This is a genomic window from Porphyromonas asaccharolytica DSM 20707 (assembly GCF_000212375.1).
Taxonomy (GTDB): domain Bacteria; phylum Bacteroidota; class Bacteroidia; order Bacteroidales; family Porphyromonadaceae; genus Porphyromonas; species Porphyromonas asaccharolytica.
In genome coordinates, this window is record NC_015501.1 from 1,768,805 (window position 1) to 1,789,842 (window position 21,038).

At 44.7% G+C, this 21,038-nt stretch carries 16 protein-coding genes and 2 pseudogenes; 8 read left to right on the plus strand and 10 right to left on the minus strand.

Going from position 1 to position 21,038, the window contains the following annotated elements:
* Positions 1-38: 38 nt before the first annotated feature.
* Together PORAS_RS06825 and PORAS_RS06830 are read right to left on the minus strand one after the other, a co-directional pair.
* A pseudogene (locus PORAS_RS06825) lies at positions 39-1,190 on the minus strand (IS4 family transposase).
* 440 nt (positions 1,191-1,630) lie between these two features.
* Complete coding sequence (locus PORAS_RS06830) at positions 1,631-3,034, minus strand: DUF3945 domain-containing protein (protein WP_013760685.1); 1,404 nt, start codon at positions 3,032-3,034, stop codon at positions 1,631-1,633.
* A gap of 390 nt (positions 3,035-3,424) precedes the next feature.
* Here PORAS_RS06830 and PORAS_RS06835 point away from each other — a divergent pair, with 390 nt between their 5' ends.
* From PORAS_RS06835 to arsB, 8 genes are all read left to right on the plus strand, one after another.
* Complete coding sequence (locus PORAS_RS06835) at positions 3,425-3,751, plus strand: ArsR/SmtB family transcription factor (RefSeq protein ID WP_013760686.1); 327 nt, start codon at positions 3,425-3,427, stop codon at positions 3,749-3,751.
* A 76-nt stretch (positions 3,752-3,827) separates the two neighbouring features.
* A complete protein-coding gene (locus PORAS_RS06840; RefSeq protein ID WP_013760687.1) occupies positions 3,828-4,061 on the plus strand; it encodes a thioredoxin family protein in 234 nt (77 codons plus the stop codon).
* 9 nt (positions 4,062-4,070) lie between these two features.
* Entirely contained in the window at positions 4,071-4,514 is a 444-nt protein-coding gene (locus PORAS_RS06845) for a nitrophenyl compound nitroreductase subunit ArsF family protein (RefSeq protein WP_013760688.1), read from the plus strand.
* 1 nt (position 4,515) lies between these two features.
* Positions 4,516-5,223 carry an aromatic aminobenezylarsenical efflux permease ArsG family transporter gene (locus PORAS_RS06850; RefSeq protein ID WP_013760689.1) on the plus strand — a complete coding sequence of 236 codons (708 nt, stop codon included), beginning with the start codon at positions 4,516-4,518 and terminating at the stop codon, positions 5,221-5,223.
* Positions 5,224-5,254: 31 nt separating this feature from the next.
* Positions 5,255-5,581 carry an arsenite efflux transporter metallochaperone ArsD gene (arsD, locus tag PORAS_RS06855; RefSeq protein ID WP_013760690.1) on the plus strand — a complete coding sequence of 109 codons (327 nt, stop codon included), beginning with the start codon at positions 5,255-5,257 and terminating at the stop codon, positions 5,579-5,581.
* A gap of 25 nt (positions 5,582-5,606) precedes the next feature.
* A complete protein-coding gene (gene arsA / locus PORAS_RS06860; protein ID WP_044211551.1) occupies positions 5,607-7,319 on the plus strand; it encodes an arsenical pump-driving ATPase in 1,713 nt (570 codons plus the stop codon).
* A gap of 4 nt (positions 7,320-7,323) precedes the next feature.
* Complete coding sequence (locus tag PORAS_RS06865) at positions 7,324-7,752, plus strand: arsenate reductase ArsC (protein WP_044211411.1); 429 nt, start codon at positions 7,324-7,326, stop codon at positions 7,750-7,752.
* Between the two features lie 12 nt (positions 7,753-7,764).
* The gene (gene arsB, locus PORAS_RS06870; RefSeq protein ID WP_013760693.1) at positions 7,765-8,811 is read left to right on the plus strand and encodes an ACR3 family arsenite efflux transporter; all 1,047 of its coding nucleotides are present in this window, start codon (positions 7,765-7,767) and stop codon (positions 8,809-8,811) included.
* Positions 8,812-9,468: 657 nt separating this feature from the next.
* Here arsB and PORAS_RS06880 read toward each other — a convergent pair.
* The 8 genes and pseudogenes from PORAS_RS06880 to mobC all read right to left on the minus strand — a co-directional run.
* Positions 9,469-9,762, minus strand: a pseudogene (locus PORAS_RS06880) (conjugal transfer protein TraG); the annotation flags it as partial.
* Positions 9,763-9,819: 57 nt separating this feature from the next.
* Entirely contained in the window at positions 9,820-11,079 is a 1,260-nt protein-coding gene (locus tag PORAS_RS06885; protein ID WP_007366229.1) for a DUF1302 family protein, read from the minus strand.
* Positions 11,079-11,864 carry an outer membrane lipoprotein-sorting protein gene (locus PORAS_RS06890; protein WP_013760695.1) on the minus strand — a complete coding sequence of 262 codons (786 nt, stop codon included), beginning with the start codon at positions 11,862-11,864 and terminating at the stop codon, positions 11,079-11,081. Before PORAS_RS06890 ends, PORAS_RS06885 begins: the two co-directional genes overlap by 1 nt.
* A gap of 21 nt (positions 11,865-11,885) precedes the next feature.
* A complete protein-coding gene (locus PORAS_RS06895) occupies positions 11,886-13,610 on the minus strand; it encodes an ABC transporter ATP-binding protein (RefSeq protein WP_044211416.1) in 1,725 nt (574 codons plus the stop codon).
* Positions 13,603-15,387, minus strand: coding sequence for an ABC transporter ATP-binding protein (locus PORAS_RS06900; RefSeq protein ID WP_013760697.1), 1,785 nt, complete (start codon positions 15,385-15,387; stop codon positions 13,603-13,605). The genes PORAS_RS06895 and PORAS_RS06900 overlap by 8 nt, the downstream gene beginning before the upstream one ends.
* The gene (locus tag PORAS_RS06905; RefSeq protein WP_013760698.1) at positions 15,387-17,777 is read right to left on the minus strand and encodes an efflux RND transporter permease subunit; all 2,391 of its coding nucleotides are present in this window, start codon (positions 17,775-17,777) and stop codon (positions 15,387-15,389) included. The genes PORAS_RS06900 and PORAS_RS06905 overlap by 1 nt, the downstream gene beginning before the upstream one ends.
* 368 nt (positions 17,778-18,145) lie before the next feature.
* Positions 18,146-18,778 carry a TetR/AcrR family transcriptional regulator gene (locus PORAS_RS06910; protein WP_013760700.1) on the minus strand — a complete coding sequence of 211 codons (633 nt, stop codon included), beginning with the start codon at positions 18,776-18,778 and terminating at the stop codon, positions 18,146-18,148.
* 213 nt (positions 18,779-18,991) lie between these two features.
* Positions 18,992-20,995 carry a conjugal transfer protein MobC gene (mobC, locus tag PORAS_RS06915; protein WP_013760702.1) on the minus strand — a complete coding sequence of 668 codons (2,004 nt, stop codon included), beginning with the start codon at positions 20,993-20,995 and terminating at the stop codon, positions 18,992-18,994.
* Between the last annotated feature and the right edge of the window lie 43 nt (positions 20,996-21,038).

The window sequence follows — 21,038 nt, forward strand, 5'->3', positions numbered from 1 at the left end:
GCCCCTTGACATTTGCGATAAAAACGGGGGTATCCCCCCTATGCTATTTCGGGCTCGTCTGGAGGCGGTGAAAACGGCTCATTTATCCACTGAAAGAGGTCGATTTTGGTGAACGTGTTGAGTCTCAAAGATGCTGTTAAATTGGAGAGACACCAGGGGTGTTTTGCTATTCGCTTGAGATATTGAAGTAAGAGAATCGTAATCAGAGCCGTCCAAATCTGAATCTCGACAGCGTTTTGAGAGGTCCCCAGAAAGCTCTTGATGTGCAGGTTTTGCTTGAGGTTTCTAAAGAAGATCTCAATCTTCCAACGTGAACGATATAGTGCTGCAATAGTACTGGCTGCATGCTTAAAGTCATTGGTATACAAATCAATCGTGTAACCTCCTTGAACATTGTAGATGCCTATCCTACGAATCTTCTTAGGGTACTTACTCGCTGTCTCTACGCCTGTCAGTCTCACCTCTTCATCTTTCAGTATCTCTTGAGATGTCGTATCAGGCAAATCTCTCTCCCTTATTGACTCAAATTGGATGTTGTCTCTTCCTCTGACGATGAAAACAACCCCTGTGCTGTCCCAATGATTCAGAAGCTCAGTATCGCTGTAGATTCGATCAGCTACAACGATGGCGCCTCGGGCAAAGTGAAGCTTTTTGGCAATCGTATTGTCGGCGCCCTTGCCATTGGTTATACAGACGAATTCAGGCAGAAGTGTCTCAAAATCAAGCTCTGTATGCATCTTGACGGCACCTTTGGTGTGCGTGTATAGAGCCCAGTCGTACATCTCTAGGCAGAGAGACATTAGGGTGGAGTCCTATAGACAGACTTTCGCCTTCAGCCGTTTCTTCATCTGCTTGAGACCTCCGTGCTGTCCCAAATGTTGGAAGAGGGCATAAAAGACATCTTCGAAGAAGCTTGAAGTGCGGTGAGCGTTCTGATAGCCGATGTTGGATTTGGAGGGGGCTCGTGAGAGACCTAGATGATTGAGATTGCCCGTGGCAGATTGTAGCCCCTCTGAGATTTGACGTAGCGATACGCTACCCGAGAACTGGCTGAAGATCATAGTCACCAAATGGCTCCACGAGTTAAAGCCCTTTGCATGCTTGTCTGTGGCATGCTTCTTGACCAACCGTTGGATGATTTCTCGAGGTATGAGGCGGATTACTTGTGCGAATAGTGTTATATTTGCCATTGAAAAGGGTTGTTTGTGACAACTCTTACTAGCTGTGCTTTTATTCCAATTACAAACCTACCCTTTTCTCTTTATCCTGCAAAACGTTTAGGACACTATTGGTGCTACCGAGGGTTTCTCAGCAATAACACATAAAATCATTTGTTATTCAACTATTTATTTGTAACTTTGCGCTTGTCATTACTCGCACTTTATGGGGAGTATTTTCAGGCTTTTGTATAATCAGTTATATGCTGCCTCTATTAGTAAGTTTTACTGCAGATTGTCTTACAATTTTAAGTTTTACAAGAAAGGAGATACAGCTTATGGATTATATTGTATTGGCTCTTGGGGTTGTGGCAGATAAAGACCTTTATACATAAAGATGATTATTCCCAAAACATATAGTGGCTAACCCCACTGCCGCCACATACGGAGACTCGCAAAAGCGAGTCTCTTTTTTACATCTTGCGTCCGCGACGCTGTTGCTTCTTTTCGTCCTGCTTCTGCTGTTGGGGTGCAGTGGGTTGTGTCTGCCCAGACTTGAGAGGCTCCTTGATATACTTAGTAGCCTCATTGGTCTTGCCGTGATTATTCACGGCTACTTGCGTCTTGTGTTCTTCCGCCACGGCTTCGACCTTTCCCGTCCCTTGCTTCTTGTCAGGGTTCCATTTGTAGAAGCGTGGGCGGTTTTGCTCTTTGTCCATACGGACATAGGCATTGAAGGGTTGCCCCTCTTTATCGATCATGTTTTTGAGGTAAAGTGTGCGACCATTGTCTAAGGCTTCTCGTTGCTTCTCTGACAGCTCTAGGCCACAAAGCTTGCGGGGTGCTTTGCTTTGTTGACGATCTTGTCGCTGTTCCTGACGCTCTTTGAGACTCTTGTTCTCTCCGAAGATGAACTCAATGCCTTTCTTCTCTGCATTGACCTGAAGTGTAGCATCGAAAGACTTGCCACTCTTAGCGGTCATACCTTCTACTTTCACCGCTTTGCCTTCCACTAGATCTTTGTATTGTTGATCAGAGAGCGTGACGCCTTTGATCTCTTGAGGAATACTTACACGGTCGGCACGTAAGGCGATAATCTCATTGGTCTGTGGGTCGATGGAGACATAGGCTGCGAAAGGCTCTCCGCTCTTGGGTGTTACCTCAATGGTTTTGCCGAGATTACCGGTTGCGAGTAGTTGCTCCTTCTCTTCGGGTGAGAACTTGTAGCCCATATAGGGATAGTCGAGCTGTGGCTCTTTACGCATAGCGTGTACGGCTAACCCGATATTGCCCTCATTATCTGTACGGAAAGCAAGGCGAGCCTCTGTGTAGATAGTTGTATCTCCAATGGGGATAGCTATGGTCACGAGATTGCTCTTCTGCCAATTGAGCATCTTCTCTAGCTCACCACTTTGCTCTAACCGATCACGAGAGAGTCCGAGACTGTCGAGCATCTTCCAGTCTACCTTGTCTGCATCAATGGCTGTGCTCTTCTTCTGCTGTGGTAGATAGTCTTCAAAGGGAACACCAACCTCTGCCAACTGCCGTCTGCTTTCAGGAGTCTCTCGGCTTTGGAGCAGAGTACGCAGGTTATCTACGCCTTGCTCCACATTGTTCGCCAACACCTTGTATAGCCCAAAGTGGGAGGGATTATTGAACTGCTTGAGAAAGTTGGTCATAAAGTTCTTCAGCAGTCCATCTTTGCTGTTGAACTTCAGAAATGCCGCCTGATTAGCTTCAAGTGGCTCAGTTGTTTTGAGTTTACCCTTGTCATCGATCCCCGAAACGATGGTGAGTTTCCCCGCTTCTTGCTGGTTCTTTACCTCGGTGCGATCCTCTAAGACCAGCACGTAGTTGTCATTGCTATTTGCTTCCATAAATCACTCTGTTTGATTTGAATAATACCTTTCAGACAGCAAATATATATAGGAACAACTCTTCGAATTTCACCCGAGGATAAAGAAGGAAATAGTAGGAAACAGATAGTAATTAGGTCCTTGCAGGCAGAGTTGAAGCATTACATAAAGTAATCTCGTCTAAGTCTCTATAGAGGAACTCAAAAATTCAAGGAGACTATTTTTGACTATCCAGTAAGTAATGGGGAATTTCTTCGGACTTATGATTTCATTCTTCCGAAGTTTTATTTGGTTCATCCGAGATTCTGTGTGATGACTTAACTGTGGAACAGGGAAAAAGCTAGCTCGTATTTGGCTGTTCAAATTATTGTTCGTACTTTTGCAAACAACAAGGGAGAAAGGAGAATTGGAATGAAAGAAAAACGATACACAACAGAGCAGAAACAGATTGCTCGATTTGCCAAAGCAATGGGACATCCGGCACGGGTGGCTATTCTTGCTTTCTTGGCAAAACAAGAGAGTTGCTTCTTCGGTGACATTCACGAAGAACTGCCCATTGCCAAAGCAACCGTTTCGCAGCATTTGAAGGAATTGAAAGATGCCGGCTTAATTCAGGGGGAAATAGAAACGCCCAAAGTCCGGTATTGTATAAACCAGGAGAACTGGGAACTTGCCCGAAAGTTGTTTGCAGCTTTTTTAGGAGACTGTAAATGTAAAGATACATCGTGCTGTGAATAGCAGTACCTTTTTTTGGAATAGTAGTTCGTAGTTCTGCGAACTACGACTGTTGTATCAACCTTAAAGTAGAATGACAATGGAAATTAAAGTATTAGGGACTGGGTGTTCAAGCTGTAAAGCCTTGCACGAAACTGCCAAACAAGCTATTTCAGAATTAGGTTGCGAAGCGACCCTTGTCAAAGAGGAAGATTTATTGAAAATCATGGAGTATAACATTTTAGGGCTTCCGGCTTTGGTGATTGACGAGAAAGTCGTATCAGCCGGGAAAAAGTTATCCCTTGCAGAAGTAAAAGAATTGATAACCAAATAACAATGAGCTATGAGAGAATTATTTTATCTACTGATTACAACGCTGGTCTTAGTTTCCTGTAGTAACGGTTCAAGGGAAAAGACCGGAGAAAATCAAGCGGAAGAAACACAGTCTAACCGCATAGAGGTTCTTTATTTTCATGGAGCGCAGCGGTGTATCACTTGCCGGGCGATAGAAGCAAATACAGAAGCCCTTTTGGATAGCCTTTATTCAAAAGAAAAAGCAGACGGCAGAATTATCTATAAAGTGATAGATATTTCAAAGAAAGAGAATGAAGCGATTGCAGACAAGTACGAAGTGACATGGTCGTCTTTGTTTGTAAACAGCTGGATAGACGGAAAAGAGAATGTAAACAATATGACCGAGTTTGGTTTTTCCAATGCGAAAAATGCACCGGACAAGTTTAAAGAGGGAATTAAAAGCAAGATTGACGAATTGTTAAAGCAGTTGTAAGATGGACTTTCTTCAATCGCTATTGGACAACAGTTCTATTCCTGCTATTACAGCTTTTATACTGGGAATTTTAACGGCGGTCAGCCCGTGTCCGTTAGCGACCAACATAACGGCAATGGGATTTATTAGTAAGGACATAGAAAACCATCACCGGATATTTATAAACGGTCTGCTTTATACTTTTGGCAGAATAGTAAGCTATACGGTTCTTGGCTTTATCCTTATCCCTATCCTCCGTGAGGGTGCAAGTATGTTTATGGTTCAAAAAGCCGTAAGCAAGTACGGAGAAATGCTGATTGCTCCAGCGTTAATCATCATCGGAATATTTATGCTCGATGTAATAAAACTCAATCTGCCGAAAATCAATATCGGCGGTGAAAGCTTGAAAAAGAGGTCTAAAGGCGGTTGGGGGGCTATGCTATTGGGTATTTTATTCGCCCTTGCTTTTTGTCCTACCAGTGGAGTATTTTATTTCGGTATGCTTATACCTATGTCAGCAGCGGAAACGAGCGGGTATCTCTTACCTGTTATTTACGCTATTGCTACGGGATTACCCGTAATCCTTGTTGCATGGATTTTAGCGTACAGTGTTGCCGGACTGGGTAAGTTTTATAGCCGTACCCAAATATTCGAGAAATGGTTTCGTAAAATAGTTGCCATCCTCTTTATTGCGGTAGGAATTTATTATGCAGTAGTCTTTTATCTATAAACATGGAGTATCACCTTAAACAAAAAACAGTATGAAGAAGATAGAAATTTTCGACCCGGCAATGTGTTGCCCTACGGGTCTTTGTGGAACAAACATTGACCCTGAATTAATGCGTATTGCGGTTGTTATTGAAACATTGAAGAAACGGGGTATCATCGTTACCCGTCACAATTTACGTGACGAACCGCAAGTATATGTAAGTAATAAGACGGTAAACGAGCATCTGCAAAAACATGGAGCGGATGCACTGCCTATTACTTTAGTGGACGGTGAAATCGCCGTTTCAAAAACCTATCCTACCACCAAACAAATGAGTGAATGGACGGGTATCAATTTGGATTTTATGCCAGTAAAATGAGTACTCATCAGCTAATTGTATGGAAATGAGGACATTTAACTTGTCAGATATAGATTTGACGAAATACCTTTTCTTCACCGGAAAGTGCGGTGTTGGAAAAACTTCGATTGCTTGTGCTACTGCGGTAGGCTTGGCAGATAATGGAAAGAAAATACTTCTTATCAGTACAGACCCCGCTTCAAACCTGCAAGATGTGTTTAATCAAACACTGAACGGACACGGCACGGATATTCAAGAAGTACCCGGCTTAATGGTCGTTAATCTCGATCCGGAAGAGGCTGCAGCCGAATACAGAGAAAGCGTTATTGCTCCTTTCCGGGGACAACTGCCCGAAAGTGTAATTCAGAATATGGAAGAACAACTTTCAGGCTCTTGTACGGTAGAAATTGCGGCTTTCAACCAGTTTTCCGATTTTATCACGGATGCTGATAAAGCAAAAGAGTACGACCATATTATCTTTGATACAGCTCCCACGGGACACACGTTACGAATGTTACAATTACCATCAGCGTGGAGTACATTCATTAGTGAGAGTACGCACGGTGCATCTTGCTTAGGTCAATTATCCGGTTTGGAAGAACGGAAAGGTATCTATAAGCAGGCAGTTGAAACACTTTCGGATGCAAACGCAACCCGCTTAGTATTGGTTAGCCGTCCTGAAATCGCTCCATTGAAAGAAGCCGCACGTTCTTCACATGAATTGCAATTACTCGGAATTAAAAACCAGCTATTGGTAATCAACGGGCTTTTGCTGCAATTAGATGAAACCGATAATGTATCAAAACAGATATATGACAGGCAGCAAAATGCTCTGAAACAGACCCCTGCAGAACTGCTGGAATATCCGTCTTATTATGTTCCTTTGCGGTCATACAATCTATCTAATATTGCGAATATCCGCCAGATGCTTTACAGTGATGATCTAACAAATGATGCGAACTATCAGCGGATTACCGATGCCAAAGGGATGGATGAACTGGTAAACGACCTCTATCAATCAGGAAAAAGGGTTGTTTTTACTATGGGAAAAGGTGGCGTGGGAAAGACCACTTTAGCCACTGAAATAGCCTTGAAATTAACAAAGCTGGGAGCAAAGGTGCATCTTACCACCACTGACCCAGCAAACCATCTGAATTATAACCTTGCTGTTCAGGCTGGCATTACGGTAAGCCGGATTGACGAAGCGGAAGTGTTGGAAGCCTATAAAAACGAGGTTCGCAGTAAAGCTGCGGAAACAATGACAGCCGAAGATATGGAATATATTGAGGAAGATTTACGTTCACCGTGTACGCAGGAAATTGCAGTATTCCGAGCTTTTGCTGAAATTGTCGATAAGGCAGAAAAAGAAGTCGTAGTAATTGACACCGCACCTACCGGACACACTTTATTATTGCTGGATGCAACGGAAAGTTACCATAAGGAAGTACAACGTACACAAGGCGACACTCCCGCTTCCGTAAGAAAGCTGTTACCACGTTTAAGAAACCCACAGGAAACAGAAATTGTTATTGTGACCCTGCCCGAAGCAACACCCGTATTTGAAGCCGAACGTTTGCAAATGGACTTACAACGTGCCGGGATTAATAATAAATGGTGGATCGTGAATGCTTGCTTGTCACTAACTGATACCGAAAATTCTTTCTTGAGGGCAAAGGCGCAAAACGAATTGGTTTGGATTAAGAAAGTAGAAGAATTGTCGAAGGGAAATGCTGCCCTGATACCTTGGAAAAACAACTAATCACATGAAGGTTTTAATTCTTTGTACAGGGAATAGCTGCCGCAGCCAAATGGCACATGGCTTTCTACAATCATTTGACAATAAACTGGATGTCTTTTCAGCAGGAACAAAACCTGCTGAAAAGATTAATCCGATGGCGGTAAAGGTTATGGATGAAATGGGTATAGACATAGCCCACCATATCCCTAAAAGTGTAAACCTATATATAGGGCAGGAATGGGACTATGTTATTACGGTCTGCGGTGGGGCAAATGAAAGTTGCCCAGTGTTTACTGGTGAGGTCGGAAAGAGACTGCACATAGGATTTGACGACCCCTCGGAAGCAACCGGGACACCAGAGTTTATAAACAGTGAATTTCATCGGGTACGGGATGAAATAAAAGCCCGTTTCTATGACTTCTACCTGAACGAATTAAAACCACAGTTAAGCTAAACAATTGTTGCTATGGGAAAGAAACAAGGAATTGGAGTTTTTGAAAAATACCTGACTATCTGGGTTGCCTTGTGCATCATTATTGGGATTGCCGTGGGACAATGGCTTCCGGCAATTCCGCAAACATTAAGCAAATTTGAATATGCCAACGTGTCTATACCCGTGGCAATCCTGATTTGGTTAATGATTTATCCGATGATGCTGAAAGTAGATTTTCAAAGTGTTAAGAATGTCGGCAAGCGTCCGAAAGGAATTATAGTCACTTGCGTTACAAATTGGCTGATAAAGCCATTTACCATGTTCGGAATAGCTTATTTGTTCTTCTATGTGGTTTTCAAAGCCTTTATACCTGCCGGATTAGCCGAAGAATATTTAGCTGGGGCGGTATTACTGGGGGCTGCGCCTTGTACAGCTATGGTGTTCGTGTGGAGTTACCTTACTAAAGGGGATGCCGCCTATACACTGGTACAAGTGGCAGTGAACGATTTAATCATATTGGTAGCGTATGCCCCTATCGTAGCTTTCTTGCTGGGAGTTGGCGGCGTATCTATCCCGTGGGACACTCTGTTGCTATCCGTAGGACTGTTTGTCGTGATACCACTTGCTGCTGGGGTCATTACCCGAATAGTGGTTATCCGCCGCAATGGTGTGGAGTATTTCAACAACGTGTTTGTCAAGAAATTTAATAACTACACGGTAGCTGGATTGCTATTAACGCTTATTATCCTGTTTTCATTTCAAGGAGAAACGATACTGAACAACCCCCTGCATATCTTATTGATTGCAGTTCCGCTTGTATTGCAAACGGTTTTGATATTCTTCGTTGCTTACGGTTGGGCGAAATGGTGGAAATTACCTCATGATGTTGCCGCACCTGCCGGAATGATTGGGGCAAGTAATTTCTTTGAATTGTCGGTTGCTGTGGCTATTTCTCTTTTTGGTTTACAATCCGGGGCTGCACTGGCTACGGTGGTGGGCGTGCTGGTCGAAGTTCCAGTGATGTTGATGTTAGTAAGGATTGCCAATAACACACGAAGCTGGTTTCCGACTACAGAATAACAATAGGGCAAAAGTCCTAATCTAACTTTATCGTAAAAAGGCTTGGTGCTGGAAATGTTTGTTCCTGACATTTCCAGCATTCTGCCTTTTACAAAAGCCAGAATGAAGATATATCTTTCGGCACCAAGACAACCGCAACAATATGAACAATGAAATTGATTTTGAAGTATTTATAAAAACATGAGCTGTACTATCTATGAAAAAGTAAATGTTGATAACTAGAATATTTCAATAGAGGTAGTTCTCGATGTCGTAGAGTGTCTGCAACGGTCACTTCAGATGAAATCTCCGTCGAAGATTATTTTGAATTTGAGAAGCTTGTTAGCTTCAACTTCGTTTCTTTACTACGTAGCATCAATGTGATTTCTAAGCGTATACTCCTTTGTGATGTAGATATAACTCCATTCATAACAAAGGTGTCAAATCTATTTCTTCCAACACTAGTATTTCAGCTTGAAGAATATGGATTGCCAAGAATGCTAAGTCGTAAACTTCACAACTCACGAGTAATTGATCTGGAGCGAGTGGATATTTCTATTAACGACGTTCTTGATGAATTCCTAAAGGTAGGAATGAATCGAATTATTGAGACTGCACAATTATCAGCGGTGGATCAATTTATCTTATCCTATTTTTTTGAGGGGATAACACCTTTAACTACTCCCTAAGTAAGTTCCTGAGAGTTGGGTCAGCTTTGATACGAGCAGTCTCAGAGTCTACGAGGGATAGCACCTCTTGCTTGACTTGGCGATAATTGGCTTCAATAGTCTCCCGCAGACTGTCGGAGCCATTTTCGTTTGTGAAGTCCGCTATGATGGGGATAGGCTGGTAAGCTTTCGTTTCAGCTGAGACCTTGGCAACATCCACAACGATTTCTGCATGGAAGATTTTCTGATCGATGCGTTCATCGAATTTGTCTGCAGCCCCAACGAACATACCCTGAGTGGGGTTGCGTTTCTATTGTTGTGCTATTCAGCTGGTATCGTTTGCTTTGCTCATCACATTCGATTAAAAGCTATATTTTGCCTTCGCCCATACTTCTGAGTTGTTTTTATACGCGCTGAACACGCCTTCATCGCCTCCAAACCAATCATACCCGAGAGAGAGCTGAATGAAGTCATTCAGAGAGTAGGCGGCAGTAAATCGACTAAACCAACCTTTATGATTGAGGTCGAAATAGGTGAAGTTGGAGAGTTGTAGAGTGTTATCCAACAGCTTTTTCGACACATTGAGCGTAAGGAGTGAATTGTGATGCGGCTGTGCAATCTGGTCTTCGTACTTTAGGATGCTTTCAGAGGAAAACTGTGCCATCACCACCCAATCTTTGGGGGCATACCAATCGATACCCACGAGATAATTCACAGTGTTGAATCCTTTTTGTTCCTGATCAGATGCATCAGGTCTATAGCTGAAATGCTTCCCCACATTGAAGGCTGCTTCTCCTCGTAATACCAGTTGCCCTAGAGGTTTGGATATGTCTCCTCCGAAAAATCCCATTCGGTAGTATTGCGGAGAAACGACAATGTGGGTATCTGTAGGGCGATACGTAAACACGGGCATCTTGTTCCACGTATGCAATGCGGAGAGCGAAAAGTCCACTCCAGGCAAGGTAAAAGATAGCTTTCCGCCATACTCGATATTGGCAAAATGAAGACTGGGGTGGCTTCCATTTTCTTCCCAGGCAATAGGCAGTGGGCTATCTTTGGGTAAAATGCACCATGGATTTATTGCGTCGGTAGGTAGTTTATACCCTTCAAAGGTTGGCACGGCAAGCAGTTCCAGTTTCATTTTGTCGTTAAAGACGAAAAGGCGTAGGGCATTGACTGGCATCCGAATGTCATCATAGTCTTGTGCCAAGAACTCTGTCATATCCATAGGAGAGACCAAGTCGGTAATACGCACACCGTCTGCCGCCCCCCAAATGACCAATTGTCGCCCAAGGCGAAAGCCCCAATGGTCATCTCTATGGTCAAGATACGCTTCCCGCAGTTCAAAACCTGTACGCTCTTTTAATAATGCATTGTAAGTTGCGTTGAATGAGACAAAAAGCGAAGAGCCTTCAAAACTTTTACCTATCTCTCCCCTTATTCTCGTGCGCGAAGACATAAAGTTATTCGGTTTTTCGGATCGGACGGCATGATAGGTATCCACAAATCCTTTGACTTGCCACGATGAAGCCACCTCTTCTTGACCCCATGCGATATGCAGGGGCAAGAAGAGAATAAACAGCAACAAGAATTTTGCTGAATGACTAGTTGTATCTGTCATTAGAATCGGCCTTTTTCCAAGGTGCTTACACTGAATTGAGCCTCGTTCATAGGGGTATTGAACTTAGGATCCTTAAACTCAAGAATCGTCTGATGATTAGTCTGAACATTGGTCATATGCAGTTTTTTTGCAATCCAAAAACCAGAAACCTTCACAATGTCCGACAATTCAAGGCGACGGTGTAGCTTCCCCATCTTGTCGTAGTACTCCACCTTAATGGCGATAAGGCAGTCTTGACGAATCCACGCCACCTTTCTAGAGTAGATCTCACGTTTGTCTTTAGGCGTGTATTCCAGTTTCCAGCACTTGTGTCCGCCAATAGTCTCTTCGCCCAGCAACTGGTGGGAGTCTTCGTCTACATTGCGACTGCCCATATCATCATAGGTGAAGTCACTGCCCATAAAGTAATCCTGCTTAGCAGAGGAGCCACTGATGCGGCGGGTTTTCTTCATAGCGGGCAAGTAGAGCCATCTGTCATCGTCTTTATCCGGATTGTCGTAGTCCCAGGTGAGAAAGCCCGTTCCTTTTACATCTCCGGGATATAGGAAGAACATGATACTCTTACGGTCTTTTTTCCCCGCTCCCACGTCTATGGAGTAAGAGATAAGCTTCCGCTCGCGTATCGCCCCACGCTTATTGACCAGTTTCATGACCAATTCCGATTGACGAGTATCGCCATCGGGACGGTCTTTTACTTTTTGGGCAATCTCTCTGCCCGTCTGAGCCATTGCAGTGGCGGCAAAAGCCAATACCACCAAACTTGCTAAAATAATTCTTTTCATCATGATTGATATTTTGTTGTTGATTTATCCCATTGACTTTTCAAGCATCTTCCTGTAAGTAGCCGATTGCACCCGCAACTCTGCATCCGTACCCATTGCTTCAATCTTACCTTGATGGAGCAACACGATCTTATCGGCTCCACGAATGGTACGCATGCGGTGAGCGATAACAATGACTGTCTTCTCCTTGATCAGCTCCGACAAAGCCTCTTGTATTAGGCTTTCATTTTCCACATCTAGCGAGGCCGTGGCTTCGTCCATCAGGATGATGGGTGCATCTTTTAGGAGAGCTCTGGCGATGGAGATCCGCTGACGTTCGCCACCAGAAAGTCGCTCGCCGTTTTCCCCGATGACGGTATCAATACCATCAGGCATACGATCAATAAACTCATCACAGCGGGCAATTTTGGCGACACGAGTCACTTCCTCGTCCGTCGCTCCTTTCTTGCCGATACGAATGTTGTCTTTGATACTGGCATTGAATAGCACTACATCCTGAAAGACAATGGCGTAGTTCTTCAGCAGTGTTTCGGGATCTATCTGACTAATGTCCTCGCCACCGAGCAGGATTTTGCCCTGCTGTATGTCCCAAAAGCGAGCCGCCAACTTGGTCAGCGTGGTCTTGCCACTTCCCGAAGCCCCAATCAATGCTGTCACCTCGCCTTGTTTCGCAGTGAAGCTCACGCCGTTGATGACGGTATAATCCTCGTAACCAAATACTACATCTTTGAAATCTAGACTATAATCCATAGGGTTCATCTCCTGTTTGCCCTCCTGAATAGGCATGGTCTTGATCTCCTTGATACGTGCCACCACACCATCGAGTGTCACGATCATAGCCATAAAGGAGAGGATGCCCTCTATAGGCACGTAGATGCTTGCCGTGAGGATGAGGTAGGCGATATAGACCAGAATATTGATTTGTCCGGCAATCAGCATGTTGGCACCGACAATCGCCACCGAGACGATGCCGAGCTTCATCAGCATACCAGCCAGTGCGGTGGCAATACCGGCGGAGAGTTCCATCCTTACCTTATTTCTAGTATTACCATCCATCTTGTGGTAGAACTCGTTCAGTGTCCGCTCTTCCAGATTATAGGACTTAATCTCCTGTATCTGGTCTATCTGCTCTTGTAAGTCGTCAAGCACGTCACGACTGCTCTTCACAAAGGCATTCACATCATTCCGTTGTTTCATCTTGGAAAGCGAAAAGAGTAGTAGCGAGACGGGGATGACCCACAATGCCGCCAATCCGAGCTGCCAATTATAAGCGAGTATCATTACAGATATAATCACCGTGGAAATGGATGTGGCATAAATATGCGGCACGGAGTGTGAGAATATCTGCTCATAGAGATTCAGGTCGCTCATCATCGTCGCCGAGAGGTCGGATACATCACGCTTGCCGAAATATGAGAGAGGCAGTTTCTTCAGACGGTTGGCGATATCGATGCGTGAGTTGGCACTTTCATTATAGACATTGTCGTAAAGGCGTACGTAATCCCACCTTGCCACAAAAAACATCACCAACAGCATCACTAAGATGATGACGATATAGTCTACTAGGGTCAGCTCTACTGGTGCAGGAATACCCTCCAAACTGCCCAAATATTGGAATAAAAAGACAAATCCGATAGTGGGCGGAAACATCTTGGTCAGATTTAGGATGGTATGCGAGAAGATAGACTTCTGCAGGTTCTTCGCACCCTGCTCCGACATGGCGTATTTTTGCTTAAAGAACTTATTCATTTTCATAGTCACCTCCTATTCTCCAATTGGCGGCTTTTTGATACTCGCTCCACAGCTTTTTGTAGACACCGCCTAGGGTTAATAATTCGTTATGCGTACCACTTTCCACGATTTTGCCATTCTCCATTACTAGGATTCTATCGGCATTGATCACCGTGGAGAGCCTATGCGCAATCATCAGCGTGGTTTTGTCCTTTGATAGCTCCTTGAACGAGGCTTGAATGATATGCTCGTTCTCGGGATCTGCAAAAGCGGTTGCCTCGTCAAGTATCACGAAGTCGGCATTCTTCAGGAAAGCCCTTGCGATGGAAAGGCGTTGGATCTCGCCACCTGAAAAATAGGTGCCCTTAGTGCCGTATACGGTATCCAAGCCTTTTTCTAGATTATCGACAATCTCTTTGGCTCCAGCTCTGACGAGAGCTTGCTCTATCTCCTCATCGCTGGCGTTGGGGTCACCTAGCAATAAGTTCTCCCTTAGGCTCATCTTAAAGAGCTTAGACATTTGGAATACAAAAGCTACTTTTTGGCTCAGGGCCTCTTTCTTATATTCCTTGATACTGGTGCCTCCAATGAAGATGTCGCCCTCATCGGCATCGTAGAAGCGAGCTGCCAAACGCGCCACGGTGGTCTTACCTCCTCCCGAAGCTCCCACCAGGGCAACAGTCTCACCTTTGTTCACCTTAAACGATACATTGTCCAGCACTTTGTCTTTTCCGTATGAAAAGGAGACGTTTCTGAACTCCAAGCCCTCTCCAACAGCTGTTGCTTCGCCGTAAGTGAGGTCTTCATAATCCAAAGCTGTGTCAATCTTATCCAACGCCAACTCTGCGAAGTAGATGAAGTTTTGCATGGCGGCACTTCGCATCATAAAGACACCGAACACAGGCCCTATTAATAGATAGATAACGGAATTACCCAGCACCTCTCGCATATCACCTCCCGAGGTGATCATCATAATGGCAACAGGCACCAAGAAGAATGCCGTAGAGCTTGAAATGGCTTCGTACAGCGACATCTTATTCTTGAACCCCATGCTCCACCGCACCACGAAATCTTTCAGCTTTACGATGAGTGAGTAGAAACGATCGAAGCTCTCCACGCTCTGGGCAAAGGTCTTTACGACTGGGATGCCACGCACATATTCTACCGATTCGGCAGAAAGATTGGCAAGTCCCTCGTAATACTCTTCCCGCAACTTCTTGCTCTTTGGGGTCGCCATAGTCGCCATCAATAGCACGGTTATGACCATCGGAACAAGGCTCACTAGACCAAGCCGCCAGTCGAAAAGGAAGAAGAAGACCAATAGCACGATGGGCGAAACAATCGTCATGGCGAGGTCGGGCAACTGATGTGCCAGCATCGTGTGGGTCTCTCCAGCCCCATCGACAATCGTCTTGCGGAGATTGCCACTTTCACGATTGGCAAAGAAGCCCAAAGGTTTCGCCATCATCTTCTTCACGCTGAGTTTGATGATGTTGGACTCTACCTCAAAAGCGAAGAGGTGGGATACCATTAATGCACAGAAATAGAGTAGCATTCCTGCTGCAGCAAAACTCGCTGCCAGAATGGCGTAGTATCGTATGGCTCCCCCATCGACACTACCACTCAAGATAATCCCGCTGACAATCTTATGGATATAGACCATAGGCATCAGCACCAAAATACCCGAGAGGGCCGAGAAAACCATCGCCAGCGGAAGCATATACCTTTTCTTACCTGCGTAGTGGAGTGATCGCTTCAATACCGACGGCTTCTTCTGTTTGTTTGTATTACTCATTATGATTCAATTATGTTTGTTTGTTCTTTTGGTCTTTCAATAGTGTTCGTCTCCTTGCCAAACAGACGGAACTTCCGGATGAGTATAGGCGTCACAAAGAGGTCGGCAAGCAGTGCCGAAAAAATCCCTGTCACAGATAGTATGCCCATATGTACAAAGGAGAGACCCTCTGATGTGGTGTATACAGCGAAATTGGCACAGATTACTACGCTTGTCAAGACGATTGGAGTACCAATGGTGTGGAATGAACGAAGGATCGCATTCCTATAATTGCCCTTACGGTCAAACTCAAGATGACTATGATTGATGAAGTGTATGGTATCGTCCACAGCCAAGCCGAGGATCATCGGCATAATAGTGGCCGTCATCATATCCAATGGATAGCCCAGCCACCCCATTAGTCCGCCAACGACCAGTGCCGGGGTGATATTGGGGATTAAACCGACAAGCCCTATGCGTACACTGCCGAAAACGATCATCATCAGTATACCTATAATAAGGAGAGAAATGGCGAACGAAACCATTTGCCCGCGTGCGATATACTGCATCATTACGGTAAACTGTGGAATACTTCCAACGGTAGTGACCGCTGCATTGGGGAAGAGCCTCTGTGCGTAAGCAATTATATCGTTCAACTCTCGCTCCGTTTCCCCAGAATCGTATGAATTCATCTCCACCATCAGACGAAGACGGCGGTAGTCGTAATCTATCCAATACTCTGCTTCACTACCTCCCGCATTTTCGTAAAGGAGCAACAGCTGTGCGACCTCATCAGGGTTATGGGGGATGGTATAATAAGAAGGATTACCGTCATGGAGCGTTTGATTTAGGTCTTTGAGTATATTCAATACCGAGGTCGTTCGTTTGGTCAACTTATACCCACCAGCATGCTGTGCAAGGGAGTCCAATCGCAGTAGCATTGCTGGAGACTTTGCCAATCCATCTTCTGGGAAGTCGATCATTACATCGTAGGTATAAACAGACCCAAGTTCGCTTTCTCCCACCTCCAATAGGTTGTTAACGTAATCAATCTTTCGTCCCATCGTTCGCTCTACATCAAAAGCCGTCTCTATTTTGGTGAATTGGTAGATAAGAACCACAGAGATAATCCCAGTGAGCCATAGTATCAAAGTGCCATGCCTGAGTACACTCTTACCTAAGCTTTCTAGCTTCTGATCCATCCACCTTCCACCAGTCTCCTGCACCTTGGGGTGAGGTTTTCCGTCCTTGCCAAAACTGAGGAGAATGGGCATCAAGGTGATGGAGAAAAGAAATGACAGCATCACACACGAAGAGGAGGCTATTCCGATAAAACGCATCGGCTGCATAGGAATGGCGAGGAATGAAAGCAAGGAAGCGAAAGTGGTGAGTGCACTGAAAAGCACTGGCCACCCCATTTCCCCTACCGTTTCCTCTACGGCTTGTTTCCTTAATCCATGAATGAGGAACCTACGCTTGAAATAGGTGTATACGTGAATATTGTATGCAATGGAAACGGCAAAGACCAGCAACATAGGGATCATTACCATACCGCTGTCTATGGTCATACCAACATATCCCAGCACCCCATACACCACGATGATGGAGCTGATAGCGGTGAGAAGAGGGACAACGACCCCTCTAAATGAACGTGTCACCAGTAGGAGAATAAGAATGGAGACAAGGGTTGCGATACCCATTACACGTGGCATTTCCTTCCCAATCCATTTCATTTTCATCGCTGTTACATAGGGTAGCCCAGTTCCTTTGGGATGAAGTGCCTTGTACTTGTCCTTGGTAATAATATGATCTAGTTCATTTCCCGTAAGGACCTCGGGAGAAACAGGATTCTTCCCCTTATTCCAAACAGAGTCTTCGGGAAAAGTACGTAGCTTGAGTATAATCCACGAGAGCGTTCCATCTTTGGAAATTAATCGCTCTGCTACGTGAGGTTTCATATAAGCCTTGCGACGAATCTCTTCCAATTGCTTGGGATCCGTAGGGATCGTATCGGGGACTATCTGCTCAATGGCGATACCATCTTCGCCTCCCATCATAAACTCGATGTCAGTAAGAGAGGTTATTTTGTCGGCGTACGAAAGGCTGTCCACCATCTCGTTCGTTAGTTCACGGATCAGCTCCAGATTGTCTTTCGTAAACGAATTGTCACACCTAGTCAGCACGGCTGCGAAGTTGTCATTCCCGAATATCTCCTTGAATTCTTCGGTCTTGACAAGCATCGGGTCGTCTTCGAGAAAGTAGTCTTCCCATGAGGCACTTACCTTGAAGTACCTAAGTCCCGATACGCCAATGGCAAGGATCAGGATAAACCCTCCCAGCACTACCCAGCGATTACGCATCATTCTTTTGCCACGTAAGGCAAACCAATTGTTAATTCTTTCTATTTTCATATCGTTTCATGTCATATTGATCTTGAAGTGTCTTTACTCCTAAGTGGCAATAGTCCAAAAGAGAACAGGAGAACGTTTTGTTCAAAAATAAAGCGAGCCGCCTCTGTAGGCGACTCGCTCGATAGGATGATTTCCTAAAATGAAATCTCTTATACTGCAGGACTCCAGAATAAATTCCCCCGCTACTTTGTATTTGGATAGTCTGTATCATTGATTTCATTCTTTATTGTCATTGACCTCTCGTCCCAAACTTTAGTGCAATAGACATTGCCACGGCTTTGCCCACACTTATCAGCATTAAAGTGAGAAAGCCCATCAACGCCCTCTTCAAAGAGTAATTCTTTCATTGCTAGTAATATCTGTAATGCTCACAATCCGCTCTGATGATCTACCTTCATAAGTCGCTTCCACCCACCTATACTGAAGTGGATGTATTCACCGATAAAGCATTCGATATCCTCGGAGGAGAGCTCCTCGTGCAATACAATCTCTCTCACCATACTGATCCACCAAGAGCTGATGAAGTGTATGAAAAAAGGGGAAACATTAGTATGTAGCCCCGGATATAATTCTTTCATCCTTTCTAAATACTCGATTCCGATTATCGAGCTTTTATCAATCCATCGCTCCCAAAAGTCTTCAAATCGTGTATCTCGAGTATCGAGAAATAGCAACCTGAACTCCTTACGATAACGAGTAATCACACCCATTACCTCTTGCATAGATTGACGGTGATACTCTTCTGAGGTAAAGATCTCAAGTGAAAGGTTATTATCACAATTATGGTTTTCCAGCATGTTAGTCATCACCTCCAAAAGTGGACGCAAGACGATTGCCAGCAAATCATCCTTGCAGGGATAATAATTGTATATGTTGCTTAGCCCAACACCAGACAGCTTGGAAATCTCACGCATAGACACCGCCTTGAAGCCCTTCCTAAGGAACGCTTCTCGAGCTGTATCTTGCAATAGTCTGCGTGTATGTTCCTTTGTCGTCTGCATAATAACAACTTTATCCTATCATCTGCGAGCAAAATTCGCAAAGTTTTCCAGAACACACAATACCTAAAAATAGGGATTTTCCGATCGGCCTTCTTGTTATTTATGACACGATAGAACTGCGAGATGAATGATTATTCATACTTCCAACTAGTGCATTCCTCTAGTAATCCCGCCAATAGCAACCTAGAAGGCATTGGCATCTATCTTTACGAATCATTCTTTGATGAGATGAGAGAGTGTTGGGTCAGCTTTGATACGAGCAGTCTCAGAGTCTACGAGGGATAGCACCTCTTGCTTGACTTGGCGATAATTGGCTTCAATAGTCTCACGCAGACTGTCGGAGCCATTTTTGTTTGTGAAGTCCGCTATCATAGGAATAGGCTGGTAAGCTTTCGTTTCAGCAGAGACCTTGGCAACATCCACAACGATCTCAGCGTGGAAGATTTTCTGATCGATGCGTTCATCGAAATTGTCAGAGACAGCCCCAACGAACATACCTTGTGTAAGGTTACTAATCTTACTTGCAGGAATCAAGCTATCCATCTGCGTAGATATAGATGTGGACTTGTCGTTTCGATTGATGGTCATAGACTGCCGTTGTTGAAGCACTTTGCCGAAACGCTCGGAAAGCGTCTTGGCAGTCTCACCTACTACTTGTCCAGAGAAAACATTGCCTATGGTGTTCTGTATCACCTTACTCTCCTTATCCCCATAATCACGGGTCAGCTGCGAGAAGTCCTGAAAGCCTAGACACACAGCGACCTTGTTACTTCGGGCAGTAGCGATCAGGTTATCTAGACCACGGAAGTAGATGGTTGGTAGCTCATCTATGATGACGGAGGATTTGAGTTGCTTCTTCTTGTTGATGAGTTTCACGATACGCGAATTGTAGAGTCCAAGCGCTGCGGAGTAGATGTTTTGGCGGTCGGGATTGTTGCCCACAACAAGGACTTTCGGCTCACGTGGGTTGTTGATGTCTAGCGAGAAGTCATCGCCCGTCATCACCCAATACAATGCTGGTGAAATCATTCTTGACAAAGGAATCTTCGCTGATGCTATCTGCCCTTGTAGCTGGTCTTGAGCTCCCCCCTCCCAAGCGTCCATAAAAGGCGAAAGGTAGTTCGCCAGCTCATCGTAAGAGGTGAGTATCGGGAATATCTGGGCATACGGTCTATTCAAGAATTCTATGGCATGTGGAAAGGTGCAATACTTCCCCTCCTCGTATATCTTCAAAAACCAAATGATAGCTGCAAGCAAGATAATCGGTGACTCCACAAAGAAATCTCCCTGCTTCTGAATCCACGAGCGGTTCAGATTGAGCATGATGGTGTAGGCACTCTCGTAAGCATCTGATATATCCGTCATAAAGGCTGGATTGATGGGATTACAGCGGTGCGACTTACGAGGGTCATCAAAGTTTATCACAAAGAACTGTGGTTGTACCTTATAAGCATCCAAATGGGTACGTAAGTGGTTATAGGCAATCTCCGATAGGTCGGGGAACTTGTAGTCGTAGATGTACATCGCAAAGCCTTTCTCAATCTGCTGCTTGATGTAGTTATTCACGATGGCGAAAGACTTGCCCGAGCCAGGCGTACCCAAGACCATTGAGGCTCGAAACGGATTGACCACATTGATCCAGCCATTATTCCATTTCTTCTTGTAGTAAAAGCGTGTCGGCAGATTGACCGAGTACTCGTTCTCCATCAGTTTCGTCTCCTGCATAAAACTCTCATTCTCCGTATTGAATACATCGTCCATAAGGTTGTTTTTCAGCAGGCGACTCATCCATACGCCAGCCATCAGCAGGCAGATATACCCTGCAGAGAGTGTGAATATGTAGAGCGACGCTGCACCAACGACTCCAATCGGAAGTGCCAGCAGCCACCAATTGAGGAAGAAAAGTACAAACCCAATGGCTAAGACCGTCCAAATCTTAGCCCAAGTAATCTTCTCTTCCTTTACTCCACGAGTTCCTAAGCAAGAAAGGGCAAGGAACAGCACACAAAAGAGCTTCGTCCAGAGAATCGAGGAGAAGAGTCCTGCTGTACGTTGAAAGTTCATCAGAATCTTATCTAGTACCGAGAGCGTCAATCCCCAGGTGTGGAATGCTTCATAGCAAAACCAGTAACAGTTAATGAGGAGGAATAGTACAGAGATCCCTCTCATAAAGTCCATAATCTTGCCCAATGCTCTCAAATCATCTTCTTGTGCCATAGTTATCTGTTGTTTAAACGTTGTCTAATCACTATTTCGTCAA